Origin of the sequence: Muricoccus pecuniae (assembly GCF_014199205.1) — a bacterium.
In the GTDB taxonomy this organism is placed as follows: domain Bacteria; phylum Pseudomonadota; class Alphaproteobacteria; order Acetobacterales; family Acetobacteraceae; genus Roseomonas; species Roseomonas pecuniae.
Window position 1 is genome coordinate 70666 of record NZ_JACIJD010000003.1, and the last position, 20149, is coordinate 90814.

Annotated in this window: 16 protein-coding genes; 8 read left to right on the forward strand and 8 right to left on the reverse strand. The window is 73.4% G+C overall.

Annotation, left to right across the window (positions count from 1 at the left end):
• Positions 1-179: 179 nt before the first annotated feature.
• Entirely contained in the window at positions 180-1115 is a 936-nt protein-coding gene (metF, locus tag FHS87_RS04080; RefSeq protein WP_184514186.1) for a methylenetetrahydrofolate reductase [NAD(P)H], read from the forward strand.
• A gap of 74 nt (positions 1116-1189) precedes the next feature.
• Positions 1190-1936 (forward strand): ZIP family metal transporter, encoded by a 747-nt coding sequence (locus FHS87_RS04085; RefSeq protein WP_184514188.1) that lies wholly within the window; start codon positions 1190-1192, stop codon positions 1934-1936.
• Positions 1937-1942: 6 nt separating this feature from the next.
• Here the strand turns inward: FHS87_RS04085 and FHS87_RS04090 are convergent, their stop codons facing one another.
• On the reverse strand, positions 1943-2833 hold the full coding sequence (locus tag FHS87_RS04090) for a hypothetical protein (protein ID WP_312861871.1): 891 nt from the start codon (positions 2831-2833) through the stop codon (positions 1943-1945).
• 227 nt (positions 2834-3060) lie between these two features.
• Between FHS87_RS04090 and FHS87_RS04095 the strand changes: the two genes are divergently transcribed.
• Together FHS87_RS04095 and FHS87_RS04100 are read left to right on the forward strand one after the other, a co-directional pair.
• Entirely contained in the window at positions 3061-5211 is a 2151-nt protein-coding gene (locus FHS87_RS04095; protein WP_376766419.1) for an ATP-dependent helicase, read from the forward strand.
• 51 nt (positions 5212-5262) lie between these two features.
• Positions 5263-6168: a 50S ribosomal protein L11 methyltransferase gene (locus FHS87_RS04100; RefSeq protein WP_184514192.1), complete on the forward strand. Its 906-nt coding sequence runs from the start codon at positions 5263-5265 to the stop codon at positions 6166-6168.
• A gap of 115 nt (positions 6169-6283) precedes the next feature.
• Here FHS87_RS04100 and FHS87_RS04105 read toward each other — a convergent pair whose 3' ends face one another.
• Entirely contained in the window at positions 6284-6643 is a 360-nt protein-coding gene (locus FHS87_RS04105; RefSeq protein WP_221299519.1) for a DUF1127 domain-containing protein, read from the reverse strand.
• 164 nt (positions 6644-6807) lie between these two features.
• Between FHS87_RS04105 and FHS87_RS04110 the strand changes: the two genes are divergently transcribed.
• Entirely contained in the window at positions 6808-8595 is a 1788-nt protein-coding gene (locus FHS87_RS04110; protein WP_312861872.1) for an aminopeptidase P family protein, read from the forward strand.
• Between the two features lie 7 nt (positions 8596-8602).
• On the opposite strand, the gene FHS87_RS04115 is transcribed toward FHS87_RS04110, so the two are convergent.
• A complete protein-coding gene (locus tag FHS87_RS04115) occupies positions 8603-9238 on the reverse strand; it encodes a LysE family translocator (RefSeq protein ID WP_184514196.1) in 636 nt (211 codons plus the stop codon).
• A 197-nt stretch (positions 9239-9435) separates the two neighbouring features.
• On the opposite strand from FHS87_RS04115, the gene FHS87_RS04120 reads away from it, so the two are divergent.
• Together FHS87_RS04120 and FHS87_RS04125 are read left to right on the forward strand one after the other, a co-directional pair.
• Positions 9436-10752, forward strand: coding sequence for an MFS transporter (locus FHS87_RS04120; RefSeq protein WP_221299520.1), 1317 nt, complete (start codon positions 9436-9438; stop codon positions 10750-10752).
• Positions 10753-10848: 96 nt separating this feature from the next.
• Positions 10849-11757: a class I SAM-dependent methyltransferase gene (locus FHS87_RS04125; RefSeq protein WP_184514200.1), complete on the forward strand. Its 909-nt coding sequence runs from the start codon at positions 10849-10851 to the stop codon at positions 11755-11757.
• Here FHS87_RS04125 and ligA read toward each other — a convergent pair whose 3' ends face one another.
• On the reverse strand, positions 11758-13908 hold the full coding sequence (gene ligA / locus FHS87_RS04130; RefSeq protein WP_184514201.1) for an NAD-dependent DNA ligase LigA: 2151 nt from the start codon (positions 13906-13908) through the stop codon (positions 11758-11760). It lies immediately after the preceding gene.
• Positions 13909-13999: 91 nt separating this feature from the next.
• On the opposite strand from ligA, the gene FHS87_RS04135 reads away from it, so the two are divergent.
• Positions 14000-14695, forward strand: a complete 696-nt coding sequence (locus FHS87_RS04135; protein ID WP_184514203.1) for an endonuclease V — start codon at positions 14000-14002, stop codon at positions 14693-14695.
• A gap of 4 nt (positions 14696-14699) precedes the next feature.
• Here the strand turns inward: FHS87_RS04135 and recN are convergent, their stop codons facing one another.
• The 4 genes from recN to ftsZ all read right to left on the reverse strand — a co-directional run bounded on the left by recN (position 14700) and on the right by ftsZ (position 20140).
• The gene (recN, locus tag FHS87_RS04140; RefSeq protein ID WP_184514205.1) at positions 14700-16379 is read right to left on the reverse strand and encodes a DNA repair protein RecN; all 1680 of its coding nucleotides are present in this window, start codon (positions 16377-16379) and stop codon (positions 14700-14702) included.
• Positions 16380-16386: 7 nt separating this feature from the next.
• Positions 16387-17238, reverse strand: a complete 852-nt coding sequence (locus FHS87_RS04145; RefSeq protein WP_184514207.1) for an outer membrane protein assembly factor BamD — start codon at positions 17236-17238, stop codon at positions 16387-16389.
• 167 nt (positions 17239-17405) lie between these two features.
• Positions 17406-18356, reverse strand: a complete 951-nt coding sequence (gene lpxC / locus FHS87_RS04150; protein ID WP_184514209.1) for a UDP-3-O-acyl-N-acetylglucosamine deacetylase — start codon at positions 18354-18356, stop codon at positions 17406-17408.
• A gap of 233 nt (positions 18357-18589) precedes the next feature.
• Positions 18590-20140 carry a cell division protein FtsZ gene (gene ftsZ / locus FHS87_RS04155; RefSeq protein WP_184514211.1) on the reverse strand — a complete coding sequence of 517 codons (1551 nt, stop codon included), beginning with the start codon at positions 20138-20140 and terminating at the stop codon, positions 18590-18592.
• Positions 20141-20149: the final 9 nt, after the last annotated feature.

The window sequence follows — 20149 nt, forward strand, 5'->3', positions numbered from 1 at the left end:
TGGGGCCTTCGGATGTTAGCACCCGCTGCCTCTGACGGGAAATATGGGAGGGTCGTTGCCCTTCGCCAGGAGCGGGACGGCTCGCGCGAACGTTGTGGGGCGGCAGCGGGGAGGCCTGCCCCCGCCGGGGCGAAATTCGGCATTTCGGCCCGGACGCGCGATGCTCTATGACGGCCGCCATGAACGAGATGTCGCCCCCCGCCAAGACACTCCAGAGCTGGCTGTCAGGCCCGCGTGTGGACGCGCTGCCGTCCCTCACCGCCATGCCGGCGCCGCTGCTCTCCTTCGAGTTCTTCCCGCCCCGCACCGAGGCGCTGGAAAACCAGCTCTGGGCCTGCGTGAAACGGCTGGAGCCGCTGCGGCCGCGCTTCGTTTCCGTCACCTACGGCGCGGGCGGCACTACCCAGGCGCGGACGCACGCGACCGTGACCCGCATCCTGCGCGAGACCTCGCTCACCCCGGCCGCGCACCTCACCTGCGTCGGCGCGACGCGGGAGGAGGTGGACGAGGTGGCGCGCGGCTACTGGGAGGCGGGCGTGCGGCACATCGTGGCGCTGCGCGGCGACCCGCCCGCGGGCCAGTCCGGCTACGAGCCCCATCCCGGCGGCTACGCCTATGCCGCCGACCTCGTCGCCGGGCTGAAGCGGATCGCCGATTTCGAGATCTCGGTCGCCGCCTATCCCGAGGTGCATCCCACCGCCACCTCCCCGGACGAGGACCTGGACAACCTCAAGCGCAAGATCGACGCGGGCGCGACGCGGGCCATCACCCAGTACTTCTTCGACGCCCCGACCTTCCTCCGCTTCATCGACCGCGCGCACGCGGCCGGCATCACCGTGCCGATCGTGCCGGGCATCCTGCCCGTGACGAACTTCGCCCAGGTGGCCAAGTTCTCCGCCATGTGCGGCGCGAAGGTGCCGGACTGGATGGGCACGCTCTTCGACGGGCTGGACGAGGACGCCGAGACGCGCCGCATGGTGGCCGCCGTGGTCGCGGCCGAGCAGGTGCGGCTGCTCCAGGCGAACGGGGTGGACGAGTTCCACTTCTACACGCTGAACCGCCCGGACCTGACCTACGCCATCGCCCATATCCTGGGCGCGCGGCCGCAGGGCTGAGACGGGGGCGGGAGCCTCAACCGCCCCCGCCCTCCCGCGTTCAGGGCTCCACCCCCGGCGGAGCCCGCGCGATCATGCCCATCTACGTCCAGGCCGGGCTCTGGGGCCTGCTGAGCGGCGCGGCGCTGGTGATCGGCGCGGCGCTTGCCTGGTTCGTGCGGATGCCGGCGCGCGCCATCGCGGCCATCACCGCCTTCGGCGCGGGCGTCCTCATCTCCGCCCTCTCCTTCGACCTGATGGACCAGGCCCAGCAGCGCGGCGGCTTCCTCCCGACCGCGGCGGGCTTCCTCGGCGGCGCGGTCGTCTACACCCTCGCCAATGTCGCCCTCGCCCATTACGGCGCCCGGCACCGCAAGCGCTCCGGCAGCCAGCAGGCGGAGGAGGGCGGCAGCGGGCTGGCCATCGCCGTCGGCGCCCTGCTGGACGGCATCCCGGAATCGGTGGTGATCGGCGTCAGCCTCCTCTCCGGCGGAGGGGTGAGCCTCGTGGCGGTGGCGGCCGTCTTCCTCTCCAACCTGCCGGAAGGGCTGGCGAGCGCGGCGGGGATGCGGGCGGCCGGGCGCTCGGCGGCCTATGTCTTCGGCGTCTGGATCGGCATCGCCCTGCTCTCGGGCCTCGCGGCGCTGCTGGGCAACCTGTTCATGGCCGGCGCCGGCGCCGGCGCCATCGCCTTCGTCACCGCCATCGCGGCGGGCGCCATCCTCGCGATGCTGGCCGACACCATGATCCCCGAGGCCTTCGAGACGGCCCACAACTATGCCGGCCTGATCACCGTCCTCGGCTTCCTCACCGCCTTCGTGCTGACGAAGATGGGCGGCTGAGGCGCCTCACTCCTCCACGCGCAGGCGCCGGTAGACCGGGCGCAGGAGAAAGGGCGAGAGGAAGAGCGGGAACTGGCAGAGGGCGAAGAAGAGGAGGATCCGCGGGTCCGTCGCCGCCGGCAGCACCGCGAAGTACAAGGCCATGTTCCGGTTCCCCGAGAGCAGCCCGGCCGAGAGCGCCACCCGCTGCCCGGCCGGGAGGAAGGCGAGGGCGGTGGCCGCGTTCAGCGCGAAGGAGCCCCCGAAGGCGAGCGCGATCCCCCCCAGCACGAAGCCCGGTGCCGCCACCAGCCGCGCCAGCACCCCGTCCATGATCCCGAAGCCGTAGAGCACGACGAGCAGCACCACCGTGCCGTCCACGGCGCGCCCCCAGCGCTCCAGCACCTCCCGCGCCACCAGCCGCCGGATGACGAGGGAGAGCACCAGGGGAAGCCCGACCACCAGCACCAGCCGCCCCATCAGCGCCGGCATGGAGATGGAGAGGTCGATCCCCAGCAGCCCGAGGGCCAGCGGCGGGGCGGTGAAGGGCACGAGCAGGGTGGAGAGCACCGCCACCACCAGGGAGACCTCCCCGTCCAGCCCGACCAGCCGGGCGAAGGCGGGGGAGGAGGTGGCGGCGCAGCCCGTGGCCATGATGACCAGCGCCGCCCCGAGCGGCGCCCCCGGTCCCGTGGCCAGCCCCGTGAGCCATGCGGCGGCGAAGGCGAGGACGGGGCAGGCCAGCAGCAGCCAGGCCAGCAGCCCCGCCACCAGCACGGGCCGGCGGAGATAGGCGACCACCTGCGCCGGATCGACGCGCAGCAGCACGAGCGTCATGAGGGAGGCGACCACCGGCGTCACCACGTCCCGCAGCGCGGCGGCGAGCGGCGGGGTCAGCAGCCCCGCGAAGATCCCCACCGCCAGCAGGGCGCCCCCGTTCCGGGCGGACCATTCGAGAAAGAGGCGAAGGGGCAGGAGGGCGACTCCCGAAAGCTTGGCGCGGGTTCGCGTCCCGTTCTATAGCCGCCCCCGTGTTCCCACCAGCCCAGCCCCCCCATCTCAGCCCCCCCCAGGGCAACCCCGGCGACCTCGCGGTCCCGTCCACCGAATACCTCGCCAAGCTCAACCCGGAGCAGCGCGAGGCGGTGGAGACGGTGGACGGGCCGCTGCTGGTGCTCGCCGGCGCCGGCACGGGCAAGACGCGGGTGCTGACCACCCGCTTCGCCCATATCCTCATGACGCGCCGCGCCTTCCCCAACCAGGTGCTCGCCGTCACCTTCACCAACAAGGCGGCCAAGGAGATGCGCGAGCGCGTCTCCCACATCCTCGGCCGGCCCGCCGAGGGGCTCTGGCTAGGCACCTTCCACGCCCTCTGCGCGCGGATGCTCAGGCGCCACGCCGAGTATGTCGGCCTCACCTCCTCCTTCACCATCCTCGACACGGACGACCAGATGCGCCTGCTGAAGCAGGTGATGGACGCCGCCGTGGTGGACATGAAGCGCTGGCCCGCACAGGGCATGATGGCCGTGATTCAGCGCTGGAAGGACCGCGGGTTGACGCCCGCCCGCGTGACGCCGGCCGAGGACAGCGACTTCGCCAACAACAAGGCGCGCTCGATCTACGAGGCCTACCAGTCCCGCCTCAAGGCGCTGAACGCCGCCGATTTCGGCGACCTCATGCTGCACATGACGGAGATCCTGCGCACCCAGCCGGACGTGCTGTCGCAGTACCACCGCGCCTTCCGCTACATCCTGGTGGACGAGTACCAGGACACGAATACCGTGCAGTATCTCTGGCTGCGCCTCCTCGCCCAGGGACACCACAACATCTGCTGCGTGGGCGACGACGACCAGTCCATCTATTCCTGGCGCGGCGCGGAGGTGGAGAACATCCTCCGCTTCGAGAAGGACTTCCCGGGCGCGCGGATCGTGCGGCTGGAATCCAACTACCGCTCCACCCGCCCCATCCTCGCCGCCGCCTCGCACCTGATCGCGAAGAACGAGGGCCGGCTGGGCAAGACGCTCCGCACGGGACGCAACGACGCCGAGGGCGAGAAGGTGCGCGTGGTGTCGCTCTGGGACTCCGAGGAGGAGGCCCGCATGGTCGGCGAGCGGATCGAGCAGGCGCAGAGGAAGGGCGTGCCGCTCGGCCAGGTCGCCATCCTCGTCCGCGCCGGCTTCCAGACGCGCTCCTTCGAGGAGCGGCTGATCACCCTCGGCATTCCCTACCGCGTCGTCGGCGGCCTGAAGTTCTACGAGCGCGCCGAGATCCGCGACGCCATGGCCTATATGCGCGTGCTGCACCAGCCGAGCGACGACCTCGCCTTCGAGCGCATCGTCAACACTCCCAAGCGCGGCATCGGCGACGGCGCGCTGCAGCAGATGCATGTCGGCGCGCGGGAGCAGTCCGTGCCGCTGGCGATCGCGGCCGAGCGGCTGGCGCGCACCGAGGCCATGCGCGCCAAGCCCCGCGCCGCCATGCGCGAGCTGTTCGACGGCTTCCACCGCTGGCGCGCGCTGATGGCGAAGGAGGGGCATGTGGTGGCGGTGGCCACCATGCTCGACGAGTCCGGCTACACGGAGATGTGGAAGCAGGACAAGACGGCCGAGGCCCCGGGCCGGCTGGAGAACCTGAAGGAGCTCGTGCGCGCCATCGGCGAGTTCGCGACGCTGGAGGGCTTCCTCGAGCACGTCGCGCTGGTCATGGAGAACGACGAGAACGCCGAGGGCGAGCGCGTCTCGCTGATGACGCTGCATGCCGCCAAGGGGCTGGAGTTCGACCTCGTCTTCCTGCCGGGCTGGGAGGAGGGGCTGTTCCCCCACCAGCGCGCGCTGGACGAGGGCGGCACCAAGTCGCTGGAGGAGGAGCGGCGCCTCGCCTATGTCGGCATCACCCGCGCGCGGAAGATGGCGGTGATCTCCCACGCCGCGAACCGGCGGGTCTACGGCAACTGGTCCGCCGCCATTCCCTCCCGCTTCCTCGACGAGCTGCCGCCCGGCGAGATCGAGCGCGAGGGGGGCAGCGCCGCCCAGCGCGCGCGCATGGTGGACGCGCCGAGCGTCTTCAGCGGAGGGTTCCCCGTCCACTCCCAGCGCCCGGCGCGCGTGATCGAGGCGGGGGCTTGGGAGGTGAAGGAGCGTCCCACGCGCGCCGATGCGATGAAGGTAGGCCAGCGCGTCTTCCACCAGAAGTTCGGCTACGGCCGCGTCACCGCGGTGGACGACAACCGCCTGGAAGTGGATTTCGAGAAGGCGGGCGCGAAGCGCGTCCTCGACAGCTTCGTGGAGAAAGCCTGATGCCCGTCACCGGAGAGCGCGCCTGATGTCCCAGCCTGGAGGGCGCGCCTGATGTCGCGACGCCACGCGCAGAACCTGGAAACCGTCTGGCTGGACGCCCTGCCCGAGGAGGCCGTGCCGGCGGTGGAGGCCGCGCTGGAGCGGGTGTGCCGCAGCGTGGCGCTCTTCCTCGACGAGGAGACCGACACCTGGCGCGTGGAGGGCGTCCGCGAGGAGGGGGCCAAGGAGGACGATCTCACCGCCGCCCTGGCCCTGGCCTCGCTGATGACGGGGCTGGACCTGCAGGCGCAGCGCGCCCCGGTGGAATCGGAAGGCTGGCTCGCCCGCACCGCCCAGGCCTTCCCGGAGCAGGAGATCGGCGGCCGCGTCCTCATCCGCCCGACGCATCTGCCGGACCGGAAGGTGCATGGCCGCACCGTGCTGAAGCTCGATGCCGGCCTCGCCTTCGGGTCGGGGGAGCATGCCTCCACCCGCGGCTGCCTCATCGCCTTCGAGGGCGTGTCGCGCCGGATGCGGCCGCTGCCGAAGGATGAGCTGCGCCTGCTCGATCTCGGCGCCGGATCGGGCATCCTCGCCATGGCCGCGGCGAGGGCGCTGCACCGGCGCGTGCTGGCCACCGATATCGAGCCCTGGTCCGTCCGCGTGGCCGAGCAGAACGCGGCGATGAACGGGCTGAAGCCGCTTCTGCGCGCGAAGCTGGCCGATGGCTGGAAGTCGCCCGCCGTTTCCCGGCGCGGCTACGACCTCGTCTTCGCCAACATCCTCGCCCGCCCCCTCTGCGCCATGGCGCGGGACCTCGCGCGGCACCTCCGGCCGGGCGGCACGGCGATCCTGGCGGGGCTGCTCGGCACCCAGGCGAACATGGTGGCGGCCGCGCACCGGCGCGGCGGGCTGCGGCTGGATCGCCGGCTGAACATCGGCCCCTGGACCACGCTGGTCCTGCGGAAGAGGGGCTAGAAACAGCACCGGCCCGCGGCGGCGCCCCATGGGGGGATGGGCGCTGCGCGGGCCGGGCATCAGGGCGGCAGGAGGGGGGACGCCGCCCTGGTAGGTTTTTGGAGGAAGCGGGCCGTCAGGCGGCCGCGCGGCCCCCGATGCGGTCGTTCGCGGCCGCCGGCGCGGGGCGGGACACGGGGCGGGCGACGGGCGCCGCGACCTCGCGGGCCTCCCGCAGCACGTAGGGGATGTCCCCGCGGCTCAGCCCGATATCGGCCAGCTCGCGGTCGGTCAGGGCGCGCAACTCGGCCTCGGCGCGGCGGCGCTGCATCCAGCCGGCGAAGCCGGCGAGCAGGCGCTGCAGGCCCGAGATGGCGGCGGCGTTGCGGGCCTCGTTGGCCTGGCGCAGAAGCTCGACATCGCTCAGCTGCCGGAGATTGGCGGGGTAGGGCATCATCGGCGCGGGATTCTGCACCTGGGAGATGCGGGGGTTCATTGATCGCTGTCCGTCTGGGAGCAGTCCTGTCGCACAGGAACCCTTGTCCCCGCTGCCCGGCTGCCTTCGGTGTCAGCAATATGGGCCTCCTTATGAGGCAAATGTCGCGTTGTTCATGTGGCTGAGCCATGCGCCGGGCGCATGGAAACCTGAGGAAATATGTCGTGGTTAACGGGCTGGTTACAAATTCGTCCAATAATCGACTTGCCGCCCTGCGCGCGAAACTGGGGGAAGCCGGAGTAGACGGTTTCATCGTCCCGCGCGCGGACGAGTTCCTCGGCGAATACGTGCCGCCCTCCGGCGAGCGCCTGGCCTGGCTCACCGGCTTCACCGGCTCCGCGGGCCTCGCCATCGTCCTGTCCGACCGCGCGGCGGTCTTCACCGATGGCCGCTACACCACCCAGCTCGCCGCGCAGACCGAGCCCGCGCTCTGGGAGCGCCGCCACCTCATCGAGGAGCCCCCGGCCGAGTGGCTGAAGGCGAACGCGGCCGGGCGGCGCGTCGGCTACGATCCCTGGCTGCATCCCCAGGCGGCGCTGGACCGGCTCGCCGCCTCGGGCGCGATCCTCGTCCCGCTCCCCGCCAACCCCGTGGACGCGGTCTGGGCCGACCGCCCCGCTCCCCCCTCCGCCCCCGCCGAGCCCTGGCCGGAAGCCTTCGCCGGTCGCTCCTCCGCCGAGAAGCGCGAGGCGATCGCGCGCGAGCTGCGCGAGGCCGGGCAGCAGGCCGTCGTCCTGGCCGATCCGCACTCCGTCGCCTGGCTGCTGAACATGCGCGGCGGGGACCTCGACCACACCCCGCTCGCCCTGGCCTTTGCCCTGCTGCGGGAGGACGGGGCGGTGACCCTCTTCATGGACCCCGCCAAGGCGGGCCCGGCCCTGCGGGAGGCCCTGGGCAACGGCGTCTCCATCGAGCCGCGCGGGTCGCTCCCGGCGGCGCTCGCCGCGCTGCGCGGCCGCACCGTGCGGCTCGACCCGGAGGCGACGCCGGCCTGGTTCGGCGAGGCGCTGCGGGAGGCCGGCGCCACCCCCATCCTCGCGCCCGACCCCGTGCGCCTGCCGCGCGCCTGCAAGACGGAGGCGGAGCGGAACGGGGCGCGCGCCGCCCATCGCCGGGACGCGCGCGCCATGGCCCGCTTCCTCCACTGGTTCGCCGCCGAGGCGCCGCGGGGCGGGCTGACCGAGATGGCCGTGGCCGAGCGCCTTCTCGCCTTCCGCCGGGCCGAGGACCGCTTCCGCGCGGAATCCTTCCCCGCCATCGCCGGCGCCGGGGAGCACGGCGCGATCATCCACTACCGCGCCACTCCCGCGACCGACCGCGCGGTGCGGCCCGATGAATCCTTCCTCATCGACAGCGGCGGCCAGTATCTCGACGGCACCACCGACGTCACCCGCACCCTCTGGACCGGCCCCGGCGCCGCGCCGGCCGAGCTGCGGACGCGCTACACCCTCGTCCTCCGCGGCATGATCGCCCTCGCCGCCACGCGCTTTCCCGAGGGGGTCGCGGGCCCGCATCTGGACGCCGTCGCGCGCCGCCCGCTCTGGGACGCGGGGCTGGACTACGATCACGGCACCGGGCACGGCGTCGGCGCCTTCCTCTCCGTGCATGAGGGGCCGGCGGCCTTCTCCCGCGCTGCGGCGGTCGTCCCGCTGCGCGAGGGAATGATCCTCTCCGACGAGCCCGGCTTCTATCTCCCCGGCGCCTACGGCATTCGCATCGAGAACATGCTCCTCGTCCGCGCCGAGCGCGACCTGCCGGGGCCGAAGCGCTGGCTCGGCTTCGAGACCCTCACCCTCGTGCCCTTCGAGCGCGCCCTGATCGACGCCGCGGCCCTCTCCCCGGCCGAGCGGGGCTGGATCGACGCCTATCACGCCCGGGTGCTGGCGGAGGTCGGGCCCGGCCTCGGGGGTGGGGAGGCGGACTGGCTGCGCAGGGCCTGCGCGCCGCTGTAGCGGGACCTCAGGCGCGGCTGACGATCAGCCTCGCCCCGAGGCCGAGGAAGATCGCCCCGGCCACGCCGTTCAGCCAGCGCGCCGCCCGCGCCGAGCGGGAGAGCAGGCCGGCCGCCCCCGCCGCCCCGGCGATGATCGCCGCGAAGACGGGCACGGAAACCAGGGGCAGGATCGGCCCGAGGATCAGCATCTGCGCCCATTCCGGCGCCCGCCCGGGGCTGGGCGAGACGAACTGCGGGAGGAAGGCGAGGAAGAACAACGCGACCTTCGGGTTGGTCAGGTTGGTCAGCGCGCCCTGCAGCAGCACGCGCCGCGCAGCGCCGGCGGGGGGAGCGCCGGCCGGCGTCCCCGCCCAGGCCGCGCGGAGTGCCCCGAAGCCGAGCCAGAGGAGATAGGCCCCGCCGGCCAGGCGCAGGGCAGTGAACAAGGCGGGCTCCGCCGCCAGCAGCGCCGCGACCCCGAGCGCCGCGAGCAGGATGTGCACGGCCGCCCCGAGATAGATGCCCATGGCCGCCGCCCAGCCCCGGCGGGTGCCGCCCGCGAGGGTCTGGCCGAGCACGAACATCATGTCCGGCCCGGGCGAGATCGCCACAACGAGGCTGGCCAGCGTGCAGGCGAGGAGGAGGGCGGGGTCCACGGGCATGGGCGAGAATTGTTCCCGACCGGGCCGGAAGTCGAACGCCTTTTCCTGAAACCGGGCATCAGGGCCGCTGATGCCGGTTGGGCATGGCTCGCCTGTCCGATTCGGGATGGTGGGGCAGGGATCGCGACGCAATATTGCGCCGCACCAAGTCCCGACGAAAGCCTCTGCCGGGCCGCCCCCTTCCGGAAGCCCCACCGATGGACCATCCCCGCAGCGCCGCGCGTTCCCTGACCCGACAGGACGCCCGCACCCTCTTCCTCGCCTCGCTCGGCGGCGCGCTCGAGTTCTACGACTTCATCATCTTCGTCTTCTTCGCCAACGCCATCGGCCAGCTCTTCTTTCCCGCGGACATGCCGGAATGGCTGCGCCAGCTTCAGACCTTCGGCCTCTTCGCCGCGGGCTACCTCGCCCGGCCGCTGGGCGGCGTCGTCATGGCGCATTTCGGCGACCTCTTCGGGCGCAAGAAGGTCTTCACCCTCTCCGTCTTCCTCATGGCCGTGCCGACCCTCATCATGGGCCTGCTGCCGACCTACGCGACGATCGGCGCCGCCGCGCCGGTGCTGCTGCTCGTGATGCGGATGCTCCAGGGCGCGGCCATCGGCGGGGAGGCGCCGGGCGCCTGGGTCTTCGTGGCCGAGCACGTGCCCGCGCGCCGCGTCGGCATCGCCTGCGGCATGCTCACGGGCGGGCTGACGGGCGGCATCCTGCTGGGCTCGCTGATGGCCACCGCCATCAACACCGCCTACGGCCCGGCCGAGGTGCTGGACTTCGCCTGGCGCATCCCCTTCCTCACCGGCGGCGTCTTCGGGTTGATGGCCATGTATCTCCGCCGCTGGCTGCACGAGACGCCGGTCTTCGAGGCCATGCGCGAGCGCGCCGGGGTGGCGCGGGAGATGCCGCTGAAGGCGGTGCTGCGGGGCGAGGGGCCGTCCGTCGCCATTTCCATGCTGCTGACCTGGATGCTGACGGCGGCCATCGTCGTGGTGATCCTCATGACCCCCGCGCTGTTCCAGAAGATGCACGGCCTCGCCCCGGCGGTGACGCTTCGCGCCAACGTCGCCGCGACCGCGGCGCTGACGGCCGCCGCCGTGATCTACGGCGCGCTGCTGGACCGCTTCGGCGCGCTGCGCACGGGGCTCGCGGGCAGCCTGTTCCTCATCGCCGCCACCTACGCCCTCTATTTCGGGACGGAGGCGGAGGTGGCGAACCTCCTGCCGCTCTACGCCCTCGCCGGGGCGGCGATCGGCATGATCACGGTGGTGCCCTACGTCATGGTGCACGCCTTCCCGCCCGCCACCCGCTTCACCGGCGTCTCCTTCTCCTACAACCTCGCCTATGCCGTCTTCGGCGGCATCACCCCGCTGCTCGTCTCCCTGCTGATGGCGAGCAACCGGCACGCGGCGGCGCATTACGTCGTGGCCGTGGTGGTGGTGGGGATGGGCGCGCTGGCCTGGAACGCGAGCCGCGCCGCCCGGCCCGTGGCGGAGCCCGGGGCGAGCCCCGCCCTGCGCTGAGCGCGCGAGAGGGGAAGGGGCCTCCCCGCGCGACCCGTTGCGCGGCGGCGGCCCCTGGGGGAGAAGGGCCGCCGCTCAGGGAGGCACGGCCGGGACATGACGGATGACGGGGTGCGCCTGGACATCGTGCCGCCGGATTACGCGGCCGGCGCCCCGCTGCCCTGGTGGGCCAAGCTCGCCTCCAAGCTCGCCATCGCCGCGCTGCGCCTGCCCCGCGCCCCGCTGCGCCGGGCCGGGGTGAACCGCCACAGCTTCGTCGCCGAGGCCGAGAGCCGCGTGCTGGGCGAGCCGATGGCCCATGTCGCCCGCTTCACCGCCCTGCACGGCCGCGCGCCCCGGGGCGTGCTGGAGATCGGCCCGGGGCGGCTGGTCGCGCGCGCGCCGGCCTATGCCGCCCTCGGCTGCGGCCCGATCTTCTTCGCCGATGTGGAGGACGACGCGCCCGAGGACCCCGCCGCCTATGCCCGCGTGGCCGGCCTCGCCCGCGCCGCCGGCCTGCCCGCCCCGGCGCTGGACGGGGTGGCGAGCCGGGAGGCCGCCCTGGCCGCCTGCGGCGCGCGCCAGCTCATCGGCGGCACGGAGGTGCTGGCGGCCATCCCCGACGCCTCGATCGATCTCGTCATCTCCGACGTGGTGCTCGAGCATGTCCGGCGGGACGCGCTGCCCGGGCTGCTGGCGGAGCTGCGCCGCGTCTCCTCCCCCGCCTCGCTCGGGGTGCATGCCGTGGACTTCCACGACCATGTCGGGGGCGCGTTGAACACGCTGCGCTTCCCGCCCCGCTTCTGGGAGGGCGGGCTGGTCGGGCGGAGCGGCCTCTACGTCAACCGGCTCGGCCTGTCGCAGATCCTCGCCGCCTTCGCGGAGGCGGGCTTCGCCACGCGGATGCGGGACCTTCGCCGCTGGCCCGCCCCGCCGGCCGGGGCGGGGGCGGCGCATCCCTCCCTCGGCCGGGACGCGGAGGACGACAGGGTCGCCTTCGCGCGCTTCGAGGCGGTGCCCGGCTGATCAGGCGGCGGGGAAGCCCGCCATCTCCCGCCACTCGGCCTCGGTCAGCGTCGCCAGGCCGAGTTCCGCGGCCTTCTTCGCCTTGGACCCGGCATCGGCGCCGACGACGACGAAGTCGGTCTTCTTCGAGACGGACTTCACCACCTTCGCCCCCAGCGCCTCGGCCCGCGCCTCGGCCTCCTGCCGCGTCATCGTCTCCAGGCTGCCGGTGAAGACGACGGACTTGCCGGAGAGCGCGCCCTCCGCCACCGCCTCGGCCGCCTCAGGCGTCACTTCCCGCAGGAGGTCGTCCAGCGCCTCCACGTTCCGCGTCTCGGAGAAGAAGCCCACGAGCTCCTGCGCGATGGAGGGGCCGATGCCCTGGATGCCGCCCAGGTCCTCCCGCGCCTCGCTCCCCACCACGCGGGCGGCGATCATCGCGTCCCGCCAGGCCCCAGCCGTGTGGTAGTGGCGGGCCAGCAGCCGCGCGTTCTGCTCGCCGATGCGGCGGATGCCCAGGGCGAAGATGAAGCGCTCCAGGCTCGGGCTGCGCCGGGCCTCGATGGCGGCGAGGAGGTTGGAGACCTTCTTCGACTCCCCCTTGGCCGAGCCGCCCCAACCCTTCCATCCCCTGAGCGTGGCGGCGTGTTTCCCCAGCCTGAAGATGTCGGCCGGCGTCTCCACCAGCTTCGCCTCGTGCAGCAGCACGACGTTCTCGATCCCCAGCCCCTCGATATCCATCGCGTTGCGGGAGGCGAAGTGGATCAGGCGCTCCACCTGCTGCGCCGGGCAGATCAGCCCGCCGGTGCAGCGGCGGACCACCTCGCCCTCGTGCCGGATGGCGGGGCTGCCGCATTCCGGGCAGGCTGTGGGCGGCTGCCAGGGTTCGGCGCGGCCGGGGCGGTCGGGGTCCACCACGCGGATGATCTGCGGGATCACGTCGCCCGCGCGCTGCAGCTCCACCGTGTCGCCGGGGCGCGCGTCGCGGCGGGCGACCTCGTCCTCGTTGTGCAGGGTCGCGTGCTGCACCATGACGCCGCCGACATTGACGGGCTGCATGATCGCGCGCGGGGTGAGGGCGCCCGTGCGGCCGACCTGGATCTGGATCTCCAGCAGCCTCGTCGTCGCGCGCTCGGCCGGGAACTTCCAGGCGATGGCCCAGCGCGGGGCGCGCCCGACGAAGCCGAGGCGGGACTGCCAGTCCAGCCGGTCCAGCTTGTAGACGACGCCGTCGATGTCGTAGTCGAGCCCCGCCCGGCGCTCGCCCATCGCGGCCTGGAAATCCGCCGCCGCGTGCTCGTCCCGCAGAGGCTCGGAGAGCGGGTTCACCCGGAAGCCCCATTCCCGCAGCCGCGCGAGATAATCCCAGTGCGTCTCCGCCACCGGCGAGGAGGAGGCGCCCTGGGCATAGGCGAAGAGCCTCAGCGGCCGCTTCGCCGTGATGCGCGGATCGAGCTGGCGCAGCGAGCCCGCCGCCGCGTTGCGCGGGTTGACGGGGATGCGCACGGCCTCGCCCACCTTGCCGCCGGCCTCGCGGCGCTTCTCGCGCTCCTCGAAGAGCCGCGTCTGCTCGGCGTGGAAGGCGAGGAAGTCGGGCTTGGTCATGAAGACCTCGCCGCGGATCTCGATGCGGTCGGGGAAGGGTGCGCGCAGCTCGCGGGGCAGCTCGTCCAGCGTCTTCAGGTTCTCGGTGATGTCCTCGCCTTCTGTCCCGTCGCCCCGCGTCGCGCCGCGCACGAACTTGCCGCCCTCATAGGTGAGGTTGACGGAGAGGCCGTCGATCTTCGGCTCGGCCACGAAGCGCAGCACCTCCTCCGCCGAGAGGCCGAGGAAGCGGCGGATGCGGGCGGCGAACTCGGCGAAGTCCTCGGGCGCGAAGGCGTTGTCGAGCGAGAGCATCGGCGTGCCGTGGCGCAGCTTGGCGAAGCCCGCCGCCGGCGCGTCTCCCACGCGGCGGGAGGGGCTGTCCTCCCGCACGAGGTCGGGGAAGCGCGCCTCGATCGCCTGGTTCCGGCGGAACAGCGCGTCGTACTCGGCGTCCGGCATGATCGGCGCGTCGTGGACGTGGTAGGCGGTGTTGGCCTCGGCGATCCGGCGGGCGAGGGATTCCAGCTCCCGCGCGGCCTCCTCCTCGGACAGGCTCTCGGGCGGCAGGGGGGCGGTGGCGCTCATCGCCCCGGGAGATAGCGGCGCCCGGCCGGATCGCCCAGGGGGTGAGCAGGGGTGGGGTGACCGCGGGGCGTGCCGCGGCGTTGTCCCCGGCATGACGCCCGAGGACTGGATCCGCCCCGCCACGATGGAGGCCGCCCGCGCCGCCCAGCGGGAGATCGCCGCCCGCGCCGAGACCGCGGACCGGCTGGAGGAGCCCCGCCTCGTCGCCGGGGTGGACTGCGCCGGCGCCCCGCGCGGCGCGCCGGATCGGGTGCGCGCCATGGCCGTGCTGCTCGGCCTGGAGAACCGCTCCCGCCCTGTCGCGACCGGCCTGGCCGAGGGCGCCCCCGCCTTCCCCTACATCCCCGGCTTCCTCGGCTTCCGGGAGATCCCCTTCGTGCTGGAGGCCGTGGCGGGGCTGCCGCGGCGGCCGGACCTCATCCTCGTGGACGGGCACGGGGTCAGCCACCCCCGCGGCTGCGGCATCGCCACCCATCTCGGCGTGGTGCTGGACCTCCCGACGATCGGCGTCGCCAAGTCCGTGCTGGTCGGGAAGATGGAGGGGGAGCTGGGAGAGGAGGCCGGCAGCACCGCGCCGCTGGTGTGGCGCGGGCAGCGGATCGCGACGGTGCTGCGGAGCAGGCGCGGGGTGCAGCCGCTCCTCATCTCCACCGGCCACCGCGTCTCGCAGGAGACGGCGCTGCGACTCGTGGGCGAGTGGCTGGCGGGCTACCGCCTGCCGGAGCCGACGCGGCTGGCCGACAAGCTGGCGGGGGAGGCCCGCCGCGCCGCCGCCACGCTGTTATGACAGGTCAGGCCGCCCCGGCCAGCAGCTCGTCTGCCGCCGCCCGCGCCGCCTCGGTCACGCGCTCGCCGGCCAGCATGCGGGCGATCTCCTCGCGCCGGGCGCCGGGCTCCAGCGGGGTGACGCGCGTCTCCGCCCGGTCCCCGCGCACGCCCTTGGCCACCTGGAAGTGCTGCGCCCCGCGCGCGGCCACCTGGGGGGAATGGGTGACGACGAGCACCTGGAGCCGCTCCGCCACGCGCGCCAGCCGCTCGCCCACCGCCGCGGCCGTCGCGCCGCCGATGCCGCTGTCCACCTCGTCGAAGACGAGCGTCGGCACGGGCGAGCCGCGGGCCAGCACCACCTTCAGCGCCAGCATGAGGCGGGACAGCTCGCCGCCCGAGGCGATCTTCGCCAGCTGCCCCGGCTTCTGCCCGGGATTGGTGGTCACGAGGAAGGTCACGCGGTCCTGCCCGTCCGGGCCCCAGGCGCTCTCCTCGCGCGGCGCGATCTCGATATGCAGCCGGGCACGGTCGAGCTTGAGGGGCGCAAGCTCGCGCACCACCGCCTTCTCCAGCTTCTCCGCATGCTCGCGCCGGGCGGCGGTGAGCGCGCCGGCGGCCGCGACATAGGCCGCCCGCGCCTCCTTCGCCGCCGCGTCCAGCGCGGCGACGCGGCCCGTGCCCGCATCCAGATTGGCCAGCCGCTCCTTCAGCGATGCCAGATGCGCGGGCAGGTCCACCACGGCGACGAGGTGCTTCCGCGCGGCGGCACGAAGGGCGAAGAGGCGCTCCTCCACATGCTCCAGGCGGCGCGGGTCGGGCTGGGCGTCGCCCATCAGTCGCTCCAGCACGTTTTCCGCCTCGGCCAGCGCGTCCTGCGCCGCGGCAAGGGCCGCGAGGGCGGCCGAGACCTCCTCCGAGGCCGGGGTCAGGCGCTCCAGCGCCCGGGCGGCGTTGCGGAGGGCGGCGGCCGGCGCCCCGCCCCCGCGCCGGTCCCTCGGCTGCAATTCCGACAGGGATGAGGCAATGGCCTCGGCCCGGCGCTCGCTGCCCTGCAGGCCCTGGCGCTCGGAGGCCAGTGCGTCCTCCTCGCCCTCCACGGGGGCGAGGTCGTTCAGCTCCTGCACGGCGTGGCGCAGCCATTCCTCGTCCCGCTGGGCGGCGGCGATGGCCTCCTGCGCGTCGCGCAGCGCACGCTCGGCGCCGCGCCAGGCGCGGTAGGCGTCGGCCACGGCGTTGCGGCGGGCGTCGAGCCCGCCGAATGCGTCCAGCAGCCCGGCATGGGTGGCGGGGTCGGCGAGGCCGACCTGGTCGTGCTGGCCCTGCACCTCGACCAGCAGGGCGCCGAGGCGGCGCAGCAGGGCCACGCCCACCGGCTCGTCATTCACGAAGGCGCGGGACCGGCCGTCCGTGGTGACGATCCGGCGGACGACGATCTCGTCCTCGGACTCGATGCCCTGCTCGGCCAGGAGGGCGTGGGCGGGATGGCTGGCGGGGGGGTGAAAGACCGCGACCACCCCGGCCTGGGACTGGCCGGAGCGCACCATCCCGGCCTCGGCCCGCTGGCCGAGGGCCAGGCCGAGGCTGTCCAGCAGGATCGACTTGCCCGCGCCGGTCTCGCCGGTCAGCACCGAGAGGCCCGGACCGAAATGAAGGTCCAGGCGCTCGATCAGCACCACGTCGCGGATGGAGAGGGAGGCGAGCACGCCCGTCCTAGAAGATGGCGCCCACGGCGCGGCGGAGGAGGCCCGGCTGCTGCGCCCCCTCGGCCGGCGGCGCGCCGGCCACCAGAAGGGCGTAGCTGTCCTGGTACCAGGGATTGCCGGGGTAGTTGTGGCCGAGGACGGAGGCGGTGCGCCGCGCCTCCTCGGTCAGGCCAAGGGCGAGATAGATCTCGGTCAGCCGGTGCAGCGCCTCGGGCGTGTGGTTCGTCGTCTGGTAGCCCTCGACCACCGCGCGGAAGCGGCCGATCGCGGCGGCGTAGAGCTTCCGCTGCTGGTAGAAGCGGCCGATGTTCATCTCCTTGCCCGCGAGGTGGTCCCGGGCGAGGTCGATCTTCAGCCGGGCATCCCGGGCATAGGTGGAGTTGGGGAAGCGGTTCACCACGTCCTGCAGGGCGGCGAGGGCGGTCTCGGTCCCGGCCTGGTCACGCTGCGCGTCCGCGATCTGCTCGTAGTAGCAGAGGGCGCGGAGGTAATAGGCATAGGCGATGTCGCGATGCGCGGGATGGAGCTGGATGAAGCGGTCGAGCTGGCCCAGCGCCTCGGTGTAGCGGTTGCGGGAATACTCCGCATAGCCGCTCATCAGCCGGGCATTGGTGGCCCAGGTGGAGTAGGGGTGGTCGCGCTCCACCGCGTCGAAGGCCTCGATGGCCGGGGCGTAGCGCTCGGCCCGAAGCGCCTCCAGCCCGGCGGCGTAGAGGGCCTCGGGTGACATCTCGGCGTAGCTCACGCCCTTCGGGCGCAAGGATGAATCCTTGCCGTCCCAGAAGTTCAGGCTCTCGCAACCGCCGAGGGCGAGGGGGGCGAGGAGGAGGGGGATGATCGCGAGGCGACGGATCGTCATGGCGGCGGCTCTATAGCACGCAGCCCCGGAGGGCGCGACATGGCGGGAACGGATGTTACGCATCCCCGGGCCGGCCCTTGGCGGTCCCGGGCCGGCCTTGCCAGTCCCGGGCCGTGAACACCAGCCCTGGGCCGGCGCGGAGGCGCCCCGGGCCCAGGGGCATTCCCTCAGGCGGGGGCGGCCGCCATGGGAAGACGGGCCGTGGCCCCGGCCGTCTCCGCCATCTCGGGGAGGTCAACCCGGCGCCAGGCGCGCGGATCGGCCAGGAGGGCGCGGAGCAGGCGGTTGTTCAGCGCGTGGCCGGAGCGGTGGCCGCGGAAGCGGGCCCGCAACGAGGCGCCGGCCAGGGCGAGGTCGCCCACCACGTCCAGCAGCTTGTGCCGCACGAACTCGTCCGCATGGCGCAGCCCGCCGGGGTTCACCACCAGCGGCCCGTCCACCACCACCGCATTGGCGAGCGAGCCGCCGCGGGCGAGGCCGACGGCGCGGAGCCGCGCGATGTCCTCGGCCATGGTGAAGGTGCGGGCATCGGCGAGCACCCCGCGGAAGGCGTCCTCGGTCACCCGGAGGGAGAGGGACTGCCGGCCGATGGCAGTGGCGCCGAAGTCGATGCTCAGCTCCGCCTCGAAGCCGGGGCCCTCGGCGGGGGAAAGCTCCACCCAGGCCGCGTCCGGGCCCTCGCCATCGGTCACGCGGACGGTCCTGAGCACCTCGATCATGGGGGCGGGGGCGTCGAGATCCACGAGGCCGGCGCAGTCGATCAGGAAGATGAAGGGGGCGGCCGAGCCGTCGAGGATGGGGATCTCGGGCCCGTCCACCTCGACCACCGCATCCGTCACGCCCAGGGCGGCGAGGGCGGCCATCACGTGCTCGATCGTGCCGATCCGCGCCGCGCCCGTGCCGATGGCGGTGCAGAGGCGGGTGTCGCTCACGGCGTCGTGGCGGGCCGGGATGTCGAGGCCGAGATCGGTGCGGCGGAACACGATGCCCTGCCCGGCCTCGGCGGGGCGCAGCGTCAGCGTCGCGCGCGCGCCCGAGTGCAGGCCGACGCCCACGCAGCCGATCGCGGACTTCAGCGTGCGGGCGCGTGGCGTGCCGATCGGGAAGAAGCCGTCCATCGAGTACCCCGGCGAAACCTGTTCATGCCGGGGTCAACGCCTCGGCGAGCGGGAACGTCGCACCGCAGCACGGCCAGTTCCAGTCAACCCTTGTTTCTTCATATTTCGCTGCAAGTTATTGTTCTGGCGCGATTTCCTGAACGGAAGAAGGGCCTCGCCAGCATCCTGGCGAGGCCCTTCGATCATCGGACGGACCGGGCGCCCCGATTGGGCGCCCCGGATGGGGCGGCGGCTCAGTTCCCCTGGCGGCGAAGGAAGGTGGGGATGTCCAGGCCCATCGTGTCCTCCTGGGCCTGCGCCCGGGGCGCAGGAGCGGGGGAGTGATGCGCCTCGGTCACCTCGGGCAGGACGCGGCGGATGCCACCGCCGATCCCCGTCGCGCGGCGGAAGATGCCGCCCAGACCGCCCGTGGGAGCGGAGGCCTGCGGGACGGGGGCCACGCGCGGCGCGGGGGCCGCGTGCACCGGCGGCGCCTGGACGGGCACCGCGGGCGGCAGCTCGGCCACGGGCTCGACCGGGACGACGGCGCCGGTCTCGATCGTGGCCGGGCGGCGGGCGCCCATGGGCAGGCGCGGGGCGGCGCCCGGCGCGGGCGGCGGGACGGAGGCCGAGGGAGCCATGGTCATCGCCGCCGGGCGGGGGGCGCCCATCACCGAGGCCGGGCGGCCGGCGCCGGGCTGCACCGCGGCGGGGCGCATGGCCGGGGCCTGCGGGGCGCCCGGCACGAAGCCCGGGGAAGCGGCGACCGGAGCGCCGCCGCCGATCGCCACCACGCGGGGCTGCTCGGCCGGCTGCGCCTCGGCCTTGCTGTCCACCGCGTCGATGCCGGTGGCGACGACGGAGAGGCGCAGGCGGCCGTTCAGCGTCTCGTCGACCGACGAGCCGAAGATGATGTTCGCATCCTCGTCCACCTCGCGGCGGATGCGGTTCGCGGCCTCGTCGACCTCGAACAGCGTCATGTCGTAGCCGCCGGTGATGTTGATCAGCACGCCGCGCGCGCCGCGCATGGAGGTGTCCTCCAGCAGCGGGTTGCTGATGGCGGCCTCGGCGGCCTTCACGGCGCGGTCCTCGCCCTCGGCCTCGCCCGTGCCCATCATCGCCTTGCCCATCTCGGCCATGACGGTGCGGATGTCGGCGAAGTCGAGGTTGACCAGGCCGGGATTGACCATCAGGTCGGTCACGCCGCGCACGCCCATGTAGAGGACGTCGTCGGCCATCTTGAAGGCCTCGGCGAAGGTCGTGCGCTCGTTGGCCTTGCGGAAGAGGTTCTGGTTCGGGATGACGATCAGCGTATCGACGTACTGCTGAAGCTCCTCCAGCCCCTGGTCGGCCGAGCGGCGGCGCTTGGGTCCCTCGAAGTCGAAGGGCTTGGTCACCACGCCCACCGTCAGCACGCCGCGCTCGCGCGCCATGCGGGCGATCACCGGCGCCGCCCCCGTGCCGGTGCCGCCGCCCATGCCGGCGGTGATGAAGATCATGTGGACGCCTTCGAGATGGCGGGCCAGATCCTCCGTCGCCTCCTCGGCGGCGGCGCGGCCGATCTCGGGCTTGGCGCCCGCGCCAAGGCCCTGCGTCAGGTGCGGGCCGAGCTGCACGCGCCGCTCGGCGCGGCTGGCGACGAGCTGCTGCGCATCGGTGTTGGCAACCAGGAACTCGACCCCGTCGAGCCCCATGCCGATCATGTTGTTCACCGCGTTGCATCCGGCGCCACCGACGCCGATGACCGTGATCCGCGGCGTGAAGTCCGTGTGCTGCTGACGCGGGATTGTCAGGTTCAGCGTCATCGTTCTAGC

What these genes read in the sequence shown, in the direction of transcription:
- FHS87_RS04115 (WP_184514196.1), bottom strand. Translation starts at nt 9,238, where the DNA reads ATGCCCGTGGACCCCGCCCTCCTCCTCGCCTGCACGCTGGCCAGCCTC.
- FHS87_RS04145 (WP_184514207.1), bottom strand. Translation starts at nt 17,238, where the DNA reads ATGACGATCCGTCGCCTCGCGATCATCCCCCTCCTCCTCGCCCCCCTC.
- metF (WP_184514186.1), top strand. Translation starts at nt 180, where the DNA reads ATGAACGAGATGTCGCCCCCCGCCAAGACACTCCAGAGCTGGCTGTCA.
- ligA (WP_184514201.1), bottom strand. Translation starts at nt 13,908, where the DNA reads ATGAGCGCCACCGCCCCCCTGCCGCCCGAGAGCCTGTCCGAGGAGGAG.
- FHS87_RS04105 (WP_221299519.1), bottom strand. Translation starts at nt 6,643, where the DNA reads ATGAACCCCCGCATCTCCCAGGTGCAGAATCCCGCGCCGATGATGCCC.
- FHS87_RS04085 (WP_184514188.1), top strand. Translation starts at nt 1,190, where the DNA reads ATGCCCATCTACGTCCAGGCCGGGCTCTGGGGCCTGCTGAGCGGCGCG.
- ftsZ (WP_184514211.1), bottom strand. Translation starts at nt 20,140, where the DNA reads ATGACGCTGAACCTGACAATCCCGCGTCAGCAGCACACGGACTTCACG.
- FHS87_RS04100 (WP_184514192.1), top strand. Translation starts at nt 5,263, where the DNA reads ATGTCGCGACGCCACGCGCAGAACCTGGAAACCGTCTGGCTGGACGCC.
- lpxC (WP_184514209.1), bottom strand. Translation starts at nt 18,356, where the DNA reads ATGGACGGCTTCTTCCCGATCGGCACGCCACGCGCCCGCACGCTGAAG.
- FHS87_RS04125 (WP_184514200.1), top strand. Translation starts at nt 10,849, where the DNA reads ATGACGGATGACGGGGTGCGCCTGGACATCGTGCCGCCGGATTACGCG.
- FHS87_RS04135 (WP_184514203.1), top strand. Translation starts at nt 14,000, where the DNA reads ATGACGCCCGAGGACTGGATCCGCCCCGCCACGATGGAGGCCGCCCGC.
- FHS87_RS04120 (WP_221299520.1), top strand. Translation starts at nt 9,436, where the DNA reads ATGGACCATCCCCGCAGCGCCGCGCGTTCCCTGACCCGACAGGACGCC.